This window comes from Parapedobacter lycopersici (assembly GCF_024643285.1).
Classification (GTDB): domain Bacteria; phylum Bacteroidota; class Bacteroidia; order Sphingobacteriales; family Sphingobacteriaceae; genus Parapedobacter; species Parapedobacter lycopersici.
In genome coordinates this window covers 145,918-163,106 of the sequence record NZ_JAMSLW010000002.1, presented here as the reverse complement: position 1 = coordinate 163,106, position 17,189 = coordinate 145,918, and the positions used below count along the sequence as shown (strand labels likewise).

The window sequence follows — 17,189 nt, the reverse complement described above, 5'->3', positions numbered from 1 at the left end:
AAGAGAAAGCCGTCATTTCATTTGAAATGACGGCTTTCTGGTAATTTATGGCCAGATTCCGAGGTTCTGGTAAGATATCGCAATTTTATTGATGGAACCAATAAAGGCTGCTGTGCGTAAAGTGTCAACTCCTTTAGTGGAATTTTTGACTTCCCGGATCTCGTGGTACGCACGGATCATGGTGTCTTCCAATCCGGAATTGACCAATTCCAGTTCGGAAGCGCCTTTTACAATCGTATTTCGCTGTTCATTGGTCAGGGATACGCCGGTCATTGCTTCCACCATGTTTACCAGGTTCAGGTTCGCCTTTTCCTCATACCGCTGATCCATGCGGCCGAACGCAACGTGCGACAGGTTTTTCAGCCATTCAAAATACGATACGGTGACCCCGCCGGCGTTGCAATACATGTCCGGAATGATAATTCCGCCATTTTTCACGAAGGCATTGGCTGCGGCAGGTGTGGTCGGCCCATTGGCCCCCTCCGCAATCACTTTCGCACGGATACGACCGATGTTCTCCATGGTAATCTGGTTTTCGAGCGCAGCGGGCACCAGCACGTCACAGGGCTGTTCCATGCCTGCGGCAGGGTTCTTAAACTCTTTTTTGGCGTGTTTAAAACCCAGTATGGAACCGGTGTTTTTACGGTGCTGAAGAATGGCATCCGGATCCAGTCCATCGGGGTTATACAATGCGCCGTCGTATTCGCAGATACCGACAATGATGGCGCCGAACTCCATGAGTACTTTCGCGGTATTGTAACCGACATTACCCAGTCCCTGAATAATTATTTTTTTACCTTCGATACCGGGTGTAAGGCCAAGCGCTTTCATGTCTTCAGGCGTGCTCAGGCATTCCCGTATAGCGATGGCCACCCCGCGGCCGGTAGCGGCTTTTCTGCCTGCAATGCCATGTAGGGAAAGCGGTTTTCCGGTAACACAGCCAAACGAATCGAGTTGTCCCGGGTTCATGGTTGTATAAGTGTCCGCAATCCAGCTCATCTCCCGTTCGCCCGTGCCGTAATCGGGGGCAGGTACGTCAATGGCAGGCCCGATAAAGTTTTTCTTGATGAGTTCTACCGTGTAACGGCGCGTGATCGTTTCCAGTTCATCCACTGAATAGTTTTTGGGATTAATGGCGATGCCCCCTTTAGCACCTCCGAACGGCACATTGACAATGGCACATTTAAAGGTCATAAGCGCGGCGAGGGCCATCACTTCATCCTCATTGACCATATCGCTGTACCGTATACCGCCTTTGGTGGGCGACATGTGCTGTGAATGTTCTACGCGCCAGGCGTTGATTACTTCCAGCCGGTCACCCCTTCGGAACGGGAAACTGAAACGATAGACACTGTTGCATACCTTGATCTGATTGAGCAGGCCCTGCGGGTGTTTGGTAAACCGGGCTGCATGGTCAAAAAATTCAGATACGTCATCAAAAAAGTGAGGCTGTTGGATGGAATTCGCTGTTGACTTAACCATAACCATACTTAATGTAAAGATTATTAAATTTTAGTTGTTTGCTGTTCAGCAGCGGGTAAGCCTTGGCTGTCGATGTGTGCGCTATGCTTTGCGCGATTTTTCCAACCTGGTGATTTTTCTATCAATGGTGAATAAATAAATGGCCAGTCCAATCAGAATGATAGCCAACACCAGTATCACCACGTAAATCTTGCCCGAACTGCGAAAATCTGTGGCCATTTCGACCTCAGCATTTGTTTGGGCAAAACTACATATTAACCCATTGATAACTAATAGAAAAGAAAGAATTATCTTTTTCATATTGTTTCGCGTTAAATATTGCCAAAATTTAGTATTCACGTTTTATTATTTATATAATGCGAATATTTACTCGGATACAGTGTGGTTTTGGTATTCGAGTTTCCGGATGCGGAACCGCAATGTCATGAGCCAAATACCCGTCAGTATCCAGCCGATGGCCGTCGGGTAGAGCACGGCTTTCATCGATCCGTCGAGGTCAAACTGGCCGAAGCCCGAATTTCCGCCGGCGCCGGGGTGAAGCGAGTCCGTGGTTTTCGGAAGGATGTACATCAGTACGATCATGATGGGGAAGGCAAATACATTGTAAATCGCGGAGATTTTAGCCCGTTTCTGTTCTTCCTCCAATGCATTCCGCAATACCAGGTAAGCCAGGTACATTAACGTGGCAATGGCCGAGCCGTTTAATTTCGGGTCGTTCGGCCAGGGTGCACCCCAGGTAAAGTTAGCCCAGGCCATGCCCGTAAGCAATCCGAAAGTACAAAAAATAACGCCGACGTTTACACTTTCAACAGCCACCAGGTCGTGATGCGGATTGTTGGAAGAAAGGTACTTGATGCTGTAAATTACAGAAATCAGGTACAGCGTAAACATGGTAAACCACATGGGTACATGGAAATATACATTGCGAATGGTTTCATGTACGATAGGGAGCGCCGGAACGGGGCCCAATAATCCAGCGATAATGCCATAAAGCAGCAATAGCAGGGCTAGTATTTTCCACCAATAATGTTTCATTGTCATTCGTTGTTCGCGGGGTCAATCCCGCCAAAGGTAAGGAAATAACGATAAAGAAATCGTAACAGTAATGACATTAATCGCCGCCAGCACCAGGAGTTCAGGGTAGCTGACACTCCAGTCCAGTCCAAGCATCGCATTTTTGGATAACCTGATCAGGATAATCAGCAACGGGATGATAATCGGAAAGCTCAGTACCGCCATCAGGGTACTGTTGTTGCCGGCTTTGGCAGCAATACCGGAGACCATGGTAAAGACGGCTGCAAAACTGACGGCGCCCAAAACCACGGCAAGCAGGTAAAGGGTAAGGTCGCCCACCGGCGTACCGAATATTACCGCATACGCCGTAAAAGCGATAGCCGATAGCAGCAGCATGATCAGTACGTTATAGCCTATTTTTGAGAGGATTATGGCTTTAGGTCCGGCAATGGTGTAATAATACAGTTGCCTGTGCTGGCTTTCCTGGACAAAACTCTTATTGATGGCATTGACCGAGGCAAAAAGCATAATAATCCAGAAAAGCACATTCCACGTCGTGGGATCTACCGATTTGAATGCTTGGTAACAGACAAATACCGTAGATACCACATACAGCAGAATGCCGTTAAGTGCGTATTTGGAACGCCACTCGAGAATGATGTCTTTTTGGATCAGGGAACCGACCTCTTTCAGTAAGCTCATTTTCGCAAAGATACAATTCGTCCGTTAATTCAGGCGAATGTTTCCCTGCATGCAGGCTATTAAGAGATGTCGGTTTTACGCCGGGCCGTTTTCATGGCGTCGGCTGCTTTGTTGATCGATTTTTTGGCAGCCTGATCGGCCTTATTCAACATTGATTTTCCGCTGCTGGTCGCTTTGGCACGCATATCCTGGGCTTCCTTGCTTGCCTTGTTGGCCATTTCTGCCGCTTTGTCCAATCCCTTCTTCGCGTTGTTTTTCATGGAGTCCGTAAACTGACGGATTCCGTCGCTTGCGCAGCTTAACTGTTTACGGCCTTCCTTGGTGCCTAATAACAACCAGGTTATCGTTCCTGCAGCGAGTCCTACCAACGCAAAAGTAATGATATTGTTTTTCGTATTCATCTTGATGTCCTTTTGGTTTTATTTTTACCTTCAATTACTGAACAACCCTGCCGGTAAAATGTTTGCCGGCCAGGAGAAATAAAAACAAACAGACAGGGGCTATTTATCAGCCAGCTGGAGTTTATACAGGTGGCGGTAGAGGCCTTTCTCCATTCCCATGAGCTCATCGTGCGAACCGGCGGCTACTACCTGTCCGCCTTCCACCACGATAATCTGGTCCGCCTCACGGATGGTGGAGAGGCGGTGCGCAATGATGATGGATGTCCGGTTCTTCATGAGTTCTTCCAAAGCCTCCTGTACCAGGCGCTCCGATTCGGAATCCAGCGAGGATGTTGCTTCATCGAGAATAAGAATAGCCGGGTCCTTCAGCAGGGCCCGTGCAATGGCAATGCGCTGGCGCTGGCCGCCGGACAGCTTTACGCCGCGCTCGCCAACCATGGTGTCATACCCCTCGGGAAAGTCCATGATAAAATGGTGTGCATTGGCCCGTTTTGCGGCTGTAATAATTTCCTCCGCGTCGGCCGTTAACCGGCCATAGGCAATATTTTCACGGATCGTGCCGCCAAACAGCAGCACATCCTGCGGTACAATGGCTACCTGGCTGCGGATATCTGTCAATGCGTAGCGGGCTGCTTCCATGCCGTCGAAAAGAATACGGCCGCTGTCGGGTTTATAAAACTGGAGCACAAGCGAGGCGATGGTCGATTTTCCGGTACCGCTTGGACCGACAATGGCCACTTTTTCACCTGCTCTGGCTTCAAAGTTTACATTTTTAAGTACTGTGATCTCACGCCGCGAAGGGTAGGCGAAGGTAACCCCATCAAATGCGATGCTGCCATGCAGATGGCGTTCAATGGATTTTTCTTCCTGCAATAACCCTGAATCTTCCTCCTGCTCTTCCAGGATTTCAATAACCCGCTCGCTGGCGCCTATTGCCTTTTGTACGTTGGCGTATAATTCGGGGAAGCTACCCATGGACCCCGCAACAAAAATGGAGTATAGGATGTAGGTCGTGAGTTCACCGACAGAAATATCGCCCGCGGCGACCAGTGATGAACCGTACCAGATGACCGCAACCACCGCCCCGAACAGGCAAAATATAATAAACGATGCAAACATGCCCCGGTAGGTGGCTCCTTTAACGGCAATTTTTACCACGGCTTGCAGCGTTTTCGAGTAACGGGAAGCTTCATAAGCTTCATTTACAAATGCCTTGACGTTGCTGATACCCTGTAGGGTCTCCTGAACAACGGTATTGGACTCGGCCAGCCGGTCCTGTGCCTGGCGGGACAGTTTGCGGATAAAGCGGCCAAAGACCACGGCAATAACCACCAGGATGGGCAGTATGCTGAGGTTGAGGAGGGTCAGCTTGCCCGAAACGACAAATAGCAAACAAACGCCGCCGGTAAGCAGAATGACCTGCCGGATGATCTCGGCAAGTGTAGTAGTCATCGTATCCTGGATCTGTGCCAGGTCGGCCGACAGGCGACTGTTAAGCTCGCCCACACGCCGGTTGGAGAAAAAATCAAGCGGCAGTGTGATGAGTTTATAATAGGAATCACGGCGAATATCGGCCAGGGATTTTTCAGCTACCTCCACAAACAGGCGTATCCGGAAAAATGATACGGCCGACTGGATAAACAGAATTACAAAGGCGACGATGCCAATGGTACGGATGTCGGCGGGGAGCCAGGCATAACTTTGTTTTCCCTGTGCGGCATCGATCATGGACCCCAGTAAAGCCGGAAACGCCAATGCCGTAAGGCTGGACAGGAATAAAAAACCCATGCCAATAACAAACTTCACCCGATAGGGCCGAAGATATGCCAGTAACCTGGCTGCCTTCTTCAGCGTGGTTTTGGTGAGTTTGGGTTTGGGCAGATCCTCTGTTGGCGCGTCCCCGCTATTTAATCGTGCTCTTGCCATGTTCGGTTACTATCCTTATAAATAAAATTTATAGGGACAAAAGTATATACAATAACATAAGACCGTATCACGCCTTCGTCAATTTTTTCCTTCGCCGGAAAATGAAAGCTGCCCACACGACGAGCACCGCCAGGGTAAGCAGCAGCAGTCCCAGGTAACGGCGGTTATTTTGCTGAAGCGACCGCAATTCCTGCTGAAGGCGCTCCTGTTCCTGCTGAAGCTTGCTGATGGTTTTAATATACCCATTGATCCGTCCGTCGAATTCGGAAGCCTGTTCCGCAATCTGGGTTTTTTCAAAATCCTTGAAATCGAGCAGCTGTTTGGTTTCCCTGAAGATATCATTATCCGTCAGTACAATCTGCTTGAGAATGTCAATGGATGCCTGCATATCCTTTTTGGTCTTCAGTCCAAAAATGCCGGTGCGCTGTTCCAGGCTTTGGTTGAACTGGCCAAACCGGGCACTGCGCTGGTCGAGCAATTCGTTTACTTTGTTGCGCTGCGCTTCGTAGGCGGCATTTGTCCGCTGTGTCGTATCAGGTGCCTGCCGTGCCAGCGCCCCGAAAGGCAGCCACAGGAGGCAACCAAATAGTGCAGCCCATCGCAGTGGTCGGCCGCATGTGCGGGTTGTATAATGCATGAATTTCATTTTTAACTATTTATTTCCGAATTCCACCCGGATGATATCGCCTTTATTCAGTCCCAGTAACCCGCTGGCATTTCCTTTATTAATCGCGATTTCAAGGTAATTGCTAATGCCAAATAGACAGAGTTTTTCGCCTTCCGGAACCTCGTTGTAGTGCCAGCTCATCTGGTCAATGGTTTCATTGCGCCTGAAGTACAAGGTAAAACTTCTCCCGCGCTGTACTTTATTGAAAAGCTCCTTGCTGATGTTGCTGATGACATTGCCGAAAGAATCAATGAAAATAACGCTTCCCCGTAAGCCATCTTTCTCCACGATCGGTTGGATCAATGTCCGGTCAGTCAGCGAATCAACCGGATCGCCGATTTCAGCGAGCTTTCCACCCTTGGCCAGGTGGCAGGCGGCCTTACTGAAGATGTCAGTAAGCGGGAAGTGCAGGTACTTCAGGTCCTGAATGATGTTCAGCTCTACAATTTCCTGCGGCTTGCCATCGAGAATCAGGGAAAAGATACCGTTATCCGCACCCACAAAAAAGTGGTTGTTATACCGCAGGGCCAGGTAACGGGTCTCCTCATTGTTATACAACGAATCAATGCCGATCAGGTGCACTGTTTTCTCGGGAAAGTATGGATAGGCATTTTTTAATACAAATGCTGCGTATTGAATATCGAAGGGAGGGATATCGTGCGAGATATCCAGCAATCGCACGGCAGGATACTGGCTGATAATACTGCCTTTAAGTGCCGCCTGGTAAAAATCTTTATGTCCTAAATCCGTCGTTAAGGTGATGGTACCCATTCCGCCATGTTATTGATAAAATCAAAAATCCGTACACTGGATCCGCTGCTCCATCGTAGAGGGCAAGTATACTGTGAAATTTCCGGATTCGCAAAGCGGCGGACGGGATAACTCCGCATACATGCGATCGTGGGTGCGATTTTTTATTTCGGCATAAACAGATGTGAATTAATACCTATATTTATGGACTTTTTGGCCGCATTGGCCGTCGCGTGACGGAGCAGTGCGCATATGTTAATGAATAGCAAATTTGAACGAATTAAGTATTACCCTGGAGTATGTCAATCCCGCAGTATTGTGGGGAGCACAGAACGAGCATTTTGAAATAGTAAAAAAGCAATTCCCGAAGCTGAAGGTCGTCGCCCGGGGGAACGAGGTGAAGGTGTTGGGTGATGAGCAGGAAATCAGTGCGTTTAAGGGCTATTTCGATCGGATTATTGCCCATGTGGAGCAATACAACAGCTTAACACCGAATGATATTGAGTCGATCCTGGAAACCGCAACGGAAGTAACGGCAACAAAGGGCAAAGCGGCCGTCAAGGCGGAGACAAAGAGTTCCGGGGAGCCCATCGTTTTCGGGCCGAACGGGATGGTGATTAAAGCGCGGACGGCCAATCAGCGGCGGATGGTGGACAGCATCGTGAAGAACGACATCTTGTTCGCGATCGGTCCGGCCGGAACGGGGAAAACCTATACGGCTGTGGCATTGGCTGTACGGGCGTTGCGCAACAAAGAGGTGAAGCGGATCATTCTTACCCGGCCGGCTGTTGAAGCAGGCGAGAACCTGGGGTTTCTGCCGGGTGACCTCAAGGAAAAAGTTGATCCTTACCTGAGACCGCTTTATGACGCGCTGGATGACATGATTCCGGTGGAAAAGCTAAAGGTGTTTTTGGAGAACAGGACGATTGAGGTGGCTCCACTGGCATTTATGCGGGGACGGACACTTGATAATTGTTTTGTTATTCTGGATGAAGCCCAGAATGCCACGGATATGCAGCTGAAGATGTTCCTGACCCGTATGGGACCCACGGCAAAATTCATCGTGACGGGAGATGTCACGCAGATTGATTTGCCCAAAAAGCAGCAGTCGGGCCTTCAGAACGCCATTAAACTATTGGATGATATTGAAGGTATCGATATTATTTATTTGAGTGGGGGCGATGTCGTACGGCATAAACTGGTCCGGCGGATCCTCGAAGCCTACGGGGATATTTAACGCAGCAACAGGAGACTTCAGGAGTAAAGGCAGCCCCGTCCGCAGGGGAAATAAGTGAAATAAACAGCATCATGATAGGCGACCGACCGCCTAACCGCATATGAATACGATAAAAGAAACCGATTTTAATTTTGAAAGCCAGACGGCATTTTACCGGGGGAAGGTCCGCGATGTGTATACCATTGCCGATCAGTACCTGGCCATGATCGCAACCGACCGCATTTCGGCTTTTGACGTGGTCCTGCCCCGGGCAATCCCCTACAAAGGGCAGGTGCTCAACCAGATCGCAGCGAAATTCCTCAAAGCAACCGAAGACATTGTGCCAAACTGGGTACTTGATGTACCGGACCCGAACGTCACCATCGGCCGCCTATGTCAGCCGTTCAAGGTCGAGATGGTGATCCGTGGTTATCTTTCGGGCCATGCCTGGCGGGAATACCGCGCCGGAAAGCGCGAAGTCTGCGGCGAGCAACTTCCCGAAGGATTGAACGAAAATGACCGGTTTCCGGAACCGATTATCACACCTACAACAAAGGCTAGTGAAGGACATGACGAAGATATCTCCCGTGCGGAGATTCTCCGGCAGGGACTGGTTTCGGAAACAGATTACAGGCAGCTGGAAGCCTATACCAAAGCGCTGTTCCAACGGGGTACGGTACTGGCGGCGGAACGTGGACTGATCCTGGTTGACACCAAATATGAATTTGGTAAGCTGGGCGACCGGATATACCTGATCGATGAAATCCACACACCGGATTCGTCGCGGTATTTTTATGCAGACAGCTATGAAAACCTGCAGCGGGAGGGCAATCCCCAGCGGCAGCTGTCCAAGGAGTTCGTCCGCCAATGGCTGATCGAAAACGGATTTCAGGGCCAGGAAGGCCAGCAAATTCCGGAAATGACCGATAAAATCGTATCTTCGATATCCGAAAGGTACATTGAATTATATGAACACATTACTGGCGAACCCTTTAAATATCCGGAACAGTCGGATGTAATGGATCGGGTAGCAAGCCAGACTGCCGCCGCGCTGCGGCGGATAATTAGTTAATCATTAAACAGACCCGGCATGAAATTCACCATTGATAAGCATGAGAAATACGTGATCATCCAGCCGCATGTTGAACTGCTCGACGGAGATACGGCACCGAAGATCAAATCCGAATTCCTGCTGCAAAATACCGGAGGGCAACGCAACATCGTGCTTGATTTATCACATGTGCTGGACGCTGATTCCACGGGATTGCGTACCGTATTGCTGGCGCACCGGCTCTGCAAAGCTGCAGGAGGGGTGTTTATCGTAACCCATGCCAACGATCCGATTAAAAAACTGATCACCGTGTGCAACCTGGATGCTGTGCTGTCCATGGTGCCCGACAATGTTGGCGCGGAGGATGTCATCTTTATGACGGAAATTGAAAAAGAGCTGCGGGGTGCTGTAGAAGAGGGATGAAATTTGAAGTGTTGATATTGGGGAGCAGCTCAGCCACACCCATATACGGACGCCATCCAACGGCGCAGGTGATCAATGTGGAGGAGCAGCTGTATCTTGTCGACTGCGGGGAAGGAACCCAGCTGCAGCTGATGAGATATGGTGTTAAGAGCAGCCGGATCAAGCATATTTTTATCAGCCACCTTCATGGCGATCATTACCTGGGCCTTATCGGTCTCCTTTCCTCCATGCACCTCGTAGGACGAAAAGAGGCATTACACCTATACGGTCCCCAGCCATTGAAGGAGCTGGTTGAATTGCATTTTACACATTCACAGACCGTGTTGCGTTATCCGCTGCATTTTCACCCTACCCAGGATCAGTCGCAGGAAGTGATCGCTGATACGGAGCTTCTGCAGGTTCGTTCCTTTCCGCTGAATCACCGGATTCCCTGTACGGGATTCCGATTTGACGAAAAAGAGCGGCTACCCACGATTAAAAAAGCGGAAACGGACCGGTTGGGTATCCCCAAACCTTATCTTTCACTGATTAAGCGGGGGCATGATTATGTGGCGGCAGACGGTACGGTCCATGCCTGGCAGGATTTAACCGAACCACCCCAGGCCACGCTCAGTTATGCCTACTGTTCGGATACCCAGGCATCCGGCGGCTACCTGCCCTATATTCAGGAGGTGGATTTGCTGTATCACGAAGCTACTTTTATGCATGAGATGCACGACCGTGCCAGGGAAACATACCATACCACGGCGTTACAGGCAGGCGAAGTAGCCCGGTCCGCCCGGGTCAGGCAGCTGCTTATCGGACATTACTCAGCCCGGTATAAGGAGCTGGGACAATTACTGAAAGAGAGCAGAACCGTATTCCCCGATACGCAACTGGCACTGGAAGGAAGCTGGTACCCCGTTCAGGCGGCAAGTGCATAGCGGTTTTGCCGGGCCCCGGGGATATACGGCATGATAGTACAATACAAAAAAACAACGACACACGGTATATAGAAATGGCCTCATCATTTGATTTAAACAACCTCCTACGGGAAAACATCAGAAACCTGGTTCCCTATTCCTCTGCGCGCGATGAGTTCAAGGGGCAGGCATCCACACTGCTTGATGCCAACGAGAATGCGTTCGGCTCGCCATTGGATGTGTTTTACAACCGCTATCCCGATCCATTGCAACATGAAATAAAACACAAATTAAGCCATATAAAGGGGGTGCCGGCGCGGAATATTTTCCTGGGGAACGGCAGCGATGAAGCGATTGATATTTTATTCCGGGCATTCTGCCGCCCGGGGATTGACAATGTAATTCTCGTGCCGCCAACATACGGTATGTACGAGGTGTCGGCCAACATCAACGATGTGGCTGTCAAAAAGGTAAACCTCACCAATGATTTCCAGCTAAACCTGGAAGGGATAGCCGAAGCCATTGACACCAATACCCGGATCATCTTCCTCTGCTCGCCCAATAATCCAACAGGCAACTCGCTTCACCGTGAAGATGTGGAAACGGTGCTGGCTAATTTTAATGGCCTCGTGGTGATCGATGAAGCTTACATCAATTATTCCCGGCAAAAAACGTTTATACAGGAGCTGACCGAGTACGGCAATCTCGTGGTGCTGCAGACCCTGTCGAAAGCATGGGGCCTTGCCGGACTGCGGTTAGGGATGGCTTTCGCAAGCGAGGAAATCATCGAGGTATTCAATAAAATAAAACCTCCATATAACATTAACCAGGCCACGCAGGAGTTGGCGCTGAAAGCGCTGGATCAGGTTGAGCAGGTGAATAACTGGATCAAGGAAACCGTTTCCCAGCGGGAGCAGGTGTCGGAACTATTGCGTACCTTTGACTATGTATTGCATGTTTATCCATCCGATGCGAACTTTATTTTAGTCAAGACATCGGAACCCCGCGAAATTTACACCCATCTGGTTGACGCGAGTGTTATTGTCCGCGATCGCTCCAAGGTGGAATTGTGCGAGGGTTGCCTGCGCATTACCATTGGCACCCCCGCTGAAAATGAACGCCTGATTGCGGCATTGCAGCAATATAAATCGGATAAACAGTAGTTGTAATATGATTAGGAAGAATATAGGGAAACATGGCTGATAGCATCAAAAGACTATTATTTATAGATCGGGACGGTACACTGATTCTGGAACCGGAGGACGAGCAGATCGATTCGTTTGCCAAACTTCAATTCTACCCCGGTGCATTGCAGTACCTGCCCCGTATTGCACATGAGTTGGATTTTGAACTGGTCATGGTAACCAACCAGGACGGTTTGGGCACGGCATCGCACCCCGAGGTCAATTTCTGGCCGGTGCATGATTTCGTGATCAACACGTTTGCAGGTGAGGGCGCTGTGTTTGCCGCTACGCATATCGACCGCACGTTTCCCCATGAAAATGCGTCGACGCGTAAACCGGGGACGGCACTGCTTACTTCTTATTTTGATCCGGAGAAATATGACCTGGCTAATTCATTTGTCATCGGCGACCGGATAAACGATGTAAAACTGGCCCAGAACCTGGGGGCTAAGGCAATATGGTTACGGAATAACGATGCGCTCGGAGCGACCGAAGCGCTTGAAATCGATGAAACCACGGTGGCGCTGGAGACGTCAGACTGGCGTACTATCTATGAATTTTTGAAACTGGGAACCCGCTCGGGTGAGTATCACCGTAAAACGAGCGAAACGGACATATATGTCCGCATAAACCTGGATGGAAAGGGGAAAGCTGACATCCAGACGGGCTTGCCGTTTTTCGATCACATGCTCGACCAGATTGCCCGTCATGGGGGTATCGATCTGACGGTACACGCCCGGGGCGACCTGCATATCGATGAGCACCATACGATCGAGGATACCGGCATTGCGCTTGGCGAGCTGTTCCTGAAGACATTGGGTGATAAACGGGGGATTGAACGTTATGCGTTTACGCTGCCGATGGACGATTGCCTTGCCCAGGTAGCCATCGATTTCGGCGGCCGGAGCTGGATCGTCTGGGACGCTGCGTTTAAGCGGGAGAAAATCGGTGACATGCCCACGGAAATGTTTTTCCATTTTTTCAAATCATTTTCCGATGCGGCTAAATGTAACCTCAACATCAAAGCCGAGGGAGACAACGAGCACCATAAGATCGAGGCAATTTTCAAGGCATTTGCCAAGGCAATCAAACGTGCGGTAAAGCGCGATGCTGAAAACATGGCATTGCCCAGCACCAAAGGAGTTTTGTAATTACGCAGGAGCAAAAGGGCTCCGGCAGTGCTAAAGAAACATAAAGAAAGTTACTTAATATAATAGGCCAGCTGCAGTTAGCAGCTGGCTGACAGCTGAACAATGACAGGGATTATTAACTACGAAGCGGGAAATATTTTTTCACTTACGGCGGCATTGGACCGGCTGGATATCCCATACGGCATGATCAATAAAACCAGTGAAGTGGAACGATATGACCGGATCATCATCCCCGGTGTGGGCCATGCCGGGGCTGCCATGCAAAAATTAAGGGACTCGGGACTGGCCGGCGCGGTGGGGGAAATTAAGAAACCGATACTGGGAATCTGTGTGGGTATGCAGCTGCTTACCGCTTATTCAGAAGAAGGAAATGCCTCATTACTGGATATTGTTCCGCTGAAAACATATCATTTTGAGGGACGTATAGCCGAAAAGGTACCCCACACCGGCTGGAACAAGGTATATCCGGAAAACAACAATCCGTTATTCGAAAATCTGAAAAAAGATACCTACTTTTACTTTGTTCACTCTTATTTTATTGAATATAATGCTACTTTTACGGCCGCTTTTGCTCAATATGGACTGAAATTTTCGGCCGCCATTCAAGATAAAAACTTCTTTGGCGTACAGTTTCACCCAGAAAAATCCGGAGCAGCTGGCGAGCAGTTATTATTGAATTTTTCAAATTTACGTTAATCAGCCAAAAACATGTATATCATTCCTGCGATTGATGTGTTGGACAAAAAAGTGGTCCGTTTACGGGAAGGCAACTACAGTGAGGTCACCACGTACGAGGTAAGCCTCGAGGAGATGATTGAGAAATACCAGTCCAACGGTACGGAGTTTGTCCATATCGTCGACCTTAATGGTGCAAAAGGGGATTTCAGTAATCAAAAATACCTGTTTGACATCATCCAGCACACCGACATGAAAGTGCAGTACGGCGGCGGTGTGCGCAGCATCGAGAAAGTCAGGGAGCTGGTAGACGCCGGCATACACCGGGTGGTCGTTGGCACACAGGCCATTACCAACCCGGAATTCCTGGATGAGCTGAGCAAGCTGAATACAGGCCGTAAAAAATACGCCGACCAGGTGGTTATCGCCATCGACGTGCTGGATGAAGTGATTAAATACTCCGGTTGGATGGAAAGTTCGCCGGTGAAATTAATGGATTATATCGACCGGTGCCTTTCATTGGGTTTCTACCGGTTTTTATGTACGGATATCAACAAAGACGGCAAGCTGGGCGGTGCAGGCGTAGAACTGTACAAAAAGCTGCTGGACCATTCCCCTATCATTAAGCTCATTGCCTCCGGCGGAATCAGTTCCATGGAGGATGTGCAGACACTGGCGGGCATCAATGTAGAAGCATGCGTGATCGGCAAGGCGATTTATGAAAACCGTATCAGCATTGGGGAAATCAAGGAATGGAATCTGAAATCGCTCATTCGGTTTTAAGACAATGCTTGCCAAACGAATCATCCCCTGCTTAGATGTCAAGGATGGACGGACAGTAAAAGGCGTCAACTTTGTCAATCTGCGCGATGCGGGTGACCCGGTTGAACTCGCCTGGCAATATTCCCGCGAGGGGGCCGATGAACTTGTTTTTCTGGATATCACGGCTACGCATGAGCGGCGGAAAACCACGGTAGACCTGGTTAAGTCGGTAGCGCGGCAGGTCAATATCCCTTTTACCATCGGTGGGGGGATCAATGAGCTGGCGGATGCCGATGTACTGCTGCACTCGGGGGCCGATAAGATCTCAATTAACTCCGCTGCAGTGAGGAACCCGCAGCTGATCGATCAAATGGCCAATGCGTTTGGCATCCAGTTCGTGGTGGTGGCAGTTGACACCCGGCGGGTAAACGGTAAAAATTACGTTCACCTCAACGGCGGCCGACTGAAGACGGATGTGGAAACGGAAGACTGGATAAAAGAGGCGGAAAGCCGCGGTGCGGGAGAGATTCTGTTGACCTCCATGGATCACGATGGAACCAAAAACGGATTTGACTGCGTATTGCTTGATAAGGTCAACCGCGGGTTGTCCATCCCGCTGATCGCTTCCGGCGGTGCGGGAAACATATCGCATTTCGTCGACGTGTTCCAGCAGGGGCATGCCGATGCGGCACTGGCCGCTTCGGTGTTCCATTACGGGGAAATCCTCATCCCCGATCTGAAAGCCGAACTGCGGAAAAACGGAATTGAAGTGCGGTAAATTTGCTATAGATTAAAAGATTATGTTGGATTTTGAAAAGAGCGGCGGGCTCGTTCCGGTCATTGTGCAGGATGCGCAGACCCTGGAAGTGCTGATGCTGGGCTACATGAATCAGGAAGCCTGGCAAAAGACGCAGGAAGAAAAGCGGGTAACTTTTTTTTCCCGGAGTAAGAACAGGCTGTGGACGAAAGGGGAAGAGAGCGGCCATTTCCTTGAAGTCGTAAGCACGCATATCGACTGTGATCAGGATACCCTGTTAATCAAAGCACACCCGAAAGGGCCGACCTGCCACACCGGAAGCCGGAGTTGCTTCAGCACCGAATACGACCGGAATTTTATTTTCGAGCTTGAACAGATCATTAACGATCGTTATGAATTTCCGACAGCCGCATCCTACGTGAACCGGCTGCATCAGAGCGGACTGAATAAGGTGGCGCAGAAAGTGGGAGAGGAAGCGGTGGAAACGGTGATCGCCGCGCTGGCCGAAACCGACAACGATTTCGTTAACGAGGCGTCCGATCTGGTTTTCCATTTGTTGGTGCTGCTGCGGGAAAAGAATATTCCATTGGCGACCATCGCCAAAAACCTGGAAAAAAGGCACCAATGATAGCACTTGAGGTTCATAAAAAAGGAACACTCAGCGGACACCAGAATCCAATTTTTACTGTGGAAAACGGCCCCGAGCCTTCCATGCTGTTTACGGGAGGCAATGACAAGGGCGTGGTGCAATGGAACATGGATACCCTGGCGTTTGAACGCGTCCTGTGTCCGGTGCAATCATCTGTTTATGCCCTCCACCTGCTTCCCGGTACCAACCTGATGGCCATCGGCACACGGAGCGGATTGGTACAGGTCGTCGATATCACCACAGGCCAGTCCGTGGCGAAGCTTGAGCATCACCAGCGACCGGTATTCGACATTAAGTCGTTTCGTGATAAACCGGAATTAATACTGTCTTCCGAAGATGGAACTGTATCCGTATGGGATACCGCAGGCTTCCGGCTGCTTTACCATTTTAAGGTGGCGGAGCAGACCGTACGTGCCATTGCAATAAGCAACGACGAGAAGACCATCGTTTTCGGTACGAAGGACGGGAAACTGAAAATCTATAGCGCGCTGGATTATGGCCTCCTGATGGAAATCCCCGCGCATAACATGCCCGTTACTTCACTTATATTTTCTCCTGATGGAAGATTCCTGCTTACCGGTGGTCGCGATGCTAAACTAAATGTGCTGAACGCCGCGGATTTTTCAGCGGTTCGCTCGTTTATACCTCACATGTTTACGGTATATGCCATTAAATATCACCCCACACTACCCGTATTTGCAACGGCGAGCAGGGACAAGAGCGTGAAGCTGTGGGCAGCCGATGATTTCAGGCTCCTCCGTACCATCAGTTTTGAAAAGGGCCTGGAAGGTCACCTGCTATCCGTAAATGACCTGATCTGGAATAGCCATAAGGAACAGTTGGTTTCGGTCAGTGACGACAAAAAGGCGATGGTGTGGGATGTTCGTGCCACGCATTAAAGCAGCCGGCTCAGCTGCGTCAGGTAGGTTACATCTGTTTCGTCAAAATGGTCCGGCTGATCGCTGTCGACATCCAGCACCGCAATGATTTCACCTTGTTTATAGATGGGGACCACGATCTCGGACCGCGACAGCGAGCTGCAGGCAATGTGGCCGGGGAAGGCGTCCACATCGGGTACAACGAGTGTTTTGCCACGCATCCAGGCCGTCCCACAGACGCCTTTTCCCCGGGCGATGCGCGTACAGGCAACCGGCCCCTGGAACGGTCCCAATACCAATTCATTGCCCTGCACCAGGTAAAAACCCACCCAGAAGAAGTTGAATTGCATACGGAGCGCCGCCGCGAGGTTGGCCATATTGGCAATCAAGTCAGGTTCTCCGGCAACCAGGGCACTCAATTGCGGTAGCAGTGCCTCGTATTGCGTGGCTTTGTCACCGCTGGTTAACTGTAATGTTTCGGCCATGGGGCTAAGATGAACGTGAATGTGCATGCAAAGATAATCAAAAACAGGCGGGATGCGATTCAGCTGAAGTTGTGTCGATTAATTATTGATAATTAACGAGATTTAATTTAGATT

At 49.9% G+C, this 17,189-nt stretch carries 20 protein-coding genes; 11 read left to right on the top strand and 9 right to left on the bottom strand.

Annotated elements, in window-relative coordinates; all coding sequences use genetic code 11:
- Positions 1 to 45: 45 nt before the first annotated feature.
- From NEV57_RS04880 to NEV57_RS04845, 8 genes are all read right to left on the bottom strand, one after another.
- Positions 46 to 1,482 (bottom strand): Glu/Leu/Phe/Val family dehydrogenase, encoded by a 1,437-nt coding sequence (locus tag NEV57_RS04880; protein WP_257657181.1) that lies wholly within the window; start codon positions 1,480 to 1,482, stop codon positions 46 to 48.
- Between the two features lie 81 nt (positions 1,483 to 1,563).
- Positions 1,564 to 1,782 (bottom strand): CcmD family protein, encoded by a 219-nt coding sequence (locus NEV57_RS04875; RefSeq protein ID WP_257657180.1) that lies wholly within the window; start codon positions 1,780 to 1,782, stop codon positions 1,564 to 1,566.
- Positions 1,783 to 1,848: 66 nt separating this feature from the next.
- On the bottom strand, positions 1,849 to 2,517 hold the full coding sequence (gene ccsA / locus NEV57_RS04870; protein ID WP_257657179.1) for a cytochrome c biogenesis protein CcsA: 669 nt from the start codon (positions 2,515 to 2,517) through the stop codon (positions 1,849 to 1,851).
- 21 nt (positions 2,518 to 2,538) lie between these two features.
- On the bottom strand, positions 2,539 to 3,198 hold the full coding sequence (locus NEV57_RS04865) for a heme exporter protein CcmB (protein WP_257657178.1): 660 nt from the start codon (positions 3,196 to 3,198) through the stop codon (positions 2,539 to 2,541).
- A gap of 59 nt (positions 3,199 to 3,257) precedes the next feature.
- The gene (locus NEV57_RS04860; RefSeq protein ID WP_257657177.1) at positions 3,258 to 3,599 is read right to left on the bottom strand and encodes a hypothetical protein; all 342 of its coding nucleotides are present in this window, start codon (positions 3,597 to 3,599) and stop codon (positions 3,258 to 3,260) included.
- Between the two features lie 99 nt (positions 3,600 to 3,698).
- On the bottom strand, positions 3,699 to 5,525 hold the full coding sequence (locus tag NEV57_RS04855) for an ABC transporter ATP-binding protein (protein WP_257657176.1): 1,827 nt from the start codon (positions 5,523 to 5,525) through the stop codon (positions 3,699 to 3,701).
- A 67-nt stretch (positions 5,526 to 5,592) separates the two neighbouring features.
- The gene (locus tag NEV57_RS04850; RefSeq protein ID WP_257657175.1) at positions 5,593 to 6,162 is read right to left on the bottom strand and encodes a hypothetical protein; all 570 of its coding nucleotides are present in this window, start codon (positions 6,160 to 6,162) and stop codon (positions 5,593 to 5,595) included.
- A gap of 15 nt (positions 6,163 to 6,177) precedes the next feature.
- Positions 6,178 to 6,963, bottom strand: coding sequence for an SAM hydrolase/SAM-dependent halogenase family protein (locus NEV57_RS04845; RefSeq protein WP_257657174.1), 786 nt, complete (start codon positions 6,961 to 6,963; stop codon positions 6,178 to 6,180).
- 250 nt (positions 6,964 to 7,213) lie between these two features.
- Here NEV57_RS04845 and NEV57_RS04840 point away from each other — a divergent pair, with 250 nt between their 5' ends.
- The 11 genes from NEV57_RS04840 to NEV57_RS04790 all read left to right on the top strand — a co-directional run bounded on the left by NEV57_RS04840 (position 7,214) and on the right by NEV57_RS04790 (position 16,611).
- Positions 7,214 to 8,179, top strand: coding sequence for a PhoH family protein (locus tag NEV57_RS04840; protein ID WP_257657173.1), 966 nt, complete (start codon positions 7,214 to 7,216; stop codon positions 8,177 to 8,179).
- Positions 8,180 to 8,279: 100 nt separating this feature from the next.
- Entirely contained in the window at positions 8,280 to 9,230 is a 951-nt protein-coding gene (locus NEV57_RS04835) for a phosphoribosylaminoimidazolesuccinocarboxamide synthase (RefSeq protein ID WP_257657172.1), read from the top strand.
- A gap of 18 nt (positions 9,231 to 9,248) precedes the next feature.
- Positions 9,249 to 9,632, top strand: a complete 384-nt coding sequence (locus NEV57_RS04830) for an STAS domain-containing protein (protein WP_257657171.1) — start codon at positions 9,249 to 9,251, stop codon at positions 9,630 to 9,632.
- Positions 9,629 to 10,555 (top strand): ribonuclease Z, encoded by a 927-nt coding sequence (locus NEV57_RS04825; RefSeq protein WP_257657170.1) that lies wholly within the window; start codon positions 9,629 to 9,631, stop codon positions 10,553 to 10,555. The genes NEV57_RS04830 and NEV57_RS04825 overlap by 4 nt, the downstream gene beginning before the upstream one ends.
- Before the next feature lie 74 nt (positions 10,556 to 10,629).
- On the top strand, positions 10,630 to 11,697 hold the full coding sequence (gene hisC, locus NEV57_RS04820) for a histidinol-phosphate transaminase (protein WP_257657169.1): 1,068 nt from the start codon (positions 10,630 to 10,632) through the stop codon (positions 11,695 to 11,697).
- A gap of 32 nt (positions 11,698 to 11,729) precedes the next feature.
- A complete protein-coding gene (gene hisB / locus NEV57_RS04815) occupies positions 11,730 to 12,869 on the top strand; it encodes a bifunctional histidinol-phosphatase/imidazoleglycerol-phosphate dehydratase HisB (RefSeq protein ID WP_257657168.1) in 1,140 nt (379 codons plus the stop codon).
- A gap of 102 nt (positions 12,870 to 12,971) precedes the next feature.
- Entirely contained in the window at positions 12,972 to 13,565 is a 594-nt protein-coding gene (gene hisH, locus NEV57_RS04810; RefSeq protein WP_257657167.1) for an imidazole glycerol phosphate synthase subunit HisH, read from the top strand.
- 12 nt (positions 13,566 to 13,577) lie between these two features.
- Positions 13,578 to 14,327: a 1-(5-phosphoribosyl)-5-[(5-phosphoribosylamino)methylideneamino]imidazole-4-carboxamide isomerase gene (locus NEV57_RS04805; RefSeq protein ID WP_257657166.1), complete on the top strand. Its 750-nt coding sequence runs from the start codon at positions 13,578 to 13,580 to the stop codon at positions 14,325 to 14,327.
- A 4-nt stretch (positions 14,328 to 14,331) separates the two neighbouring features.
- A complete protein-coding gene (gene hisF / locus NEV57_RS04800) occupies positions 14,332 to 15,084 on the top strand; it encodes an imidazole glycerol phosphate synthase subunit HisF (RefSeq protein WP_257657165.1) in 753 nt (250 codons plus the stop codon).
- A gap of 22 nt (positions 15,085 to 15,106) precedes the next feature.
- Positions 15,107 to 15,691: a bifunctional phosphoribosyl-AMP cyclohydrolase/phosphoribosyl-ATP diphosphatase HisIE gene (gene hisIE, locus NEV57_RS04795; protein WP_257657164.1), complete on the top strand. Its 585-nt coding sequence runs from the start codon at positions 15,107 to 15,109 to the stop codon at positions 15,689 to 15,691.
- Positions 15,688 to 16,611, top strand: coding sequence for a WD40 repeat domain-containing protein (locus tag NEV57_RS04790; protein WP_257657163.1), 924 nt, complete (start codon positions 15,688 to 15,690; stop codon positions 16,609 to 16,611). Before hisIE ends, NEV57_RS04790 begins: the two co-directional genes overlap by 4 nt.
- Here the strand turns inward: NEV57_RS04790 and msrC are convergent.
- On the bottom strand, positions 16,608 to 17,075 hold the full coding sequence (gene msrC, locus NEV57_RS04785; RefSeq protein ID WP_257657162.1) for a free L-methionine (R)-S-oxide reductase MsrC: 468 nt from the start codon (positions 17,073 to 17,075) through the stop codon (positions 16,608 to 16,610). The two genes, NEV57_RS04790 and msrC, sit on opposite strands and share 4 nt — an antisense overlap.
- Positions 17,076 to 17,189: the final 114 nt, after the last annotated feature.

Coding starts and splice junctions, on each gene's coding strand:
- NEV57_RS04880 (WP_257657181.1), bottom strand. CDS start 1,482: ATGGTTAAGTCAACAGCGAATTCCATCCAACAGCCTCACTTTTTTGAT.
- NEV57_RS04875 (WP_257657180.1), bottom strand. CDS start 1,782: ATGAAAAAGATAATTCTTTCTTTTCTATTAGTTATCAATGGGTTAATA.
- ccsA (WP_257657179.1), bottom strand. CDS start 2,517: ATGAAACATTATTGGTGGAAAATACTAGCCCTGCTATTGCTGCTTTAT.
- NEV57_RS04865 (WP_257657178.1), bottom strand. CDS start 3,198: ATGAGCTTACTGAAAGAGGTCGGTTCCCTGATCCAAAAAGACATCATT.
- NEV57_RS04860 (WP_257657177.1), bottom strand. CDS start 3,599: ATGAATACGAAAAACAATATCATTACTTTTGCGTTGGTAGGACTCGCT.
- NEV57_RS04855 (WP_257657176.1), bottom strand. CDS start 5,525: ATGGCAAGAGCACGATTAAATAGCGGGGACGCGCCAACAGAGGATCTG.
- NEV57_RS04850 (WP_257657175.1), bottom strand. CDS start 6,162: ATGCATTATACAACCCGCACATGCGGCCGACCACTGCGATGGGCTGCA.
- NEV57_RS04845 (WP_257657174.1), bottom strand. CDS start 6,963: ATGGGTACCATCACCTTAACGACGGATTTAGGACATAAAGATTTTTAC.
- NEV57_RS04835 (WP_257657172.1), top strand. CDS start 8,280: ATGAATACGATAAAAGAAACCGATTTTAATTTTGAAAGCCAGACGGCA.
- NEV57_RS04830 (WP_257657171.1), top strand. CDS start 9,249: ATGAAATTCACCATTGATAAGCATGAGAAATACGTGATCATCCAGCCG.
- NEV57_RS04825 (WP_257657170.1), top strand. CDS start 9,629: ATGAAATTTGAAGTGTTGATATTGGGGAGCAGCTCAGCCACACCCATA.
- hisC (WP_257657169.1), top strand. CDS start 10,630: ATGGCCTCATCATTTGATTTAAACAACCTCCTACGGGAAAACATCAGA.
- hisB (WP_257657168.1), top strand. CDS start 11,730: ATGGCTGATAGCATCAAAAGACTATTATTTATAGATCGGGACGGTACA.
- hisH (WP_257657167.1), top strand. CDS start 12,972: ATGACAGGGATTATTAACTACGAAGCGGGAAATATTTTTTCACTTACG.
- NEV57_RS04805 (WP_257657166.1), top strand. CDS start 13,578: ATGTATATCATTCCTGCGATTGATGTGTTGGACAAAAAAGTGGTCCGT.
- hisF (WP_257657165.1), top strand. CDS start 14,332: ATGCTTGCCAAACGAATCATCCCCTGCTTAGATGTCAAGGATGGACGG.
- hisIE (WP_257657164.1), top strand. CDS start 15,107: ATGTTGGATTTTGAAAAGAGCGGCGGGCTCGTTCCGGTCATTGTGCAG.
- NEV57_RS04790 (WP_257657163.1), top strand. CDS start 15,688: ATGATAGCACTTGAGGTTCATAAAAAAGGAACACTCAGCGGACACCAG.
- msrC (WP_257657162.1), bottom strand. CDS start 17,075: ATGGCCGAAACATTACAGTTAACCAGCGGTGACAAAGCCACGCAATAC.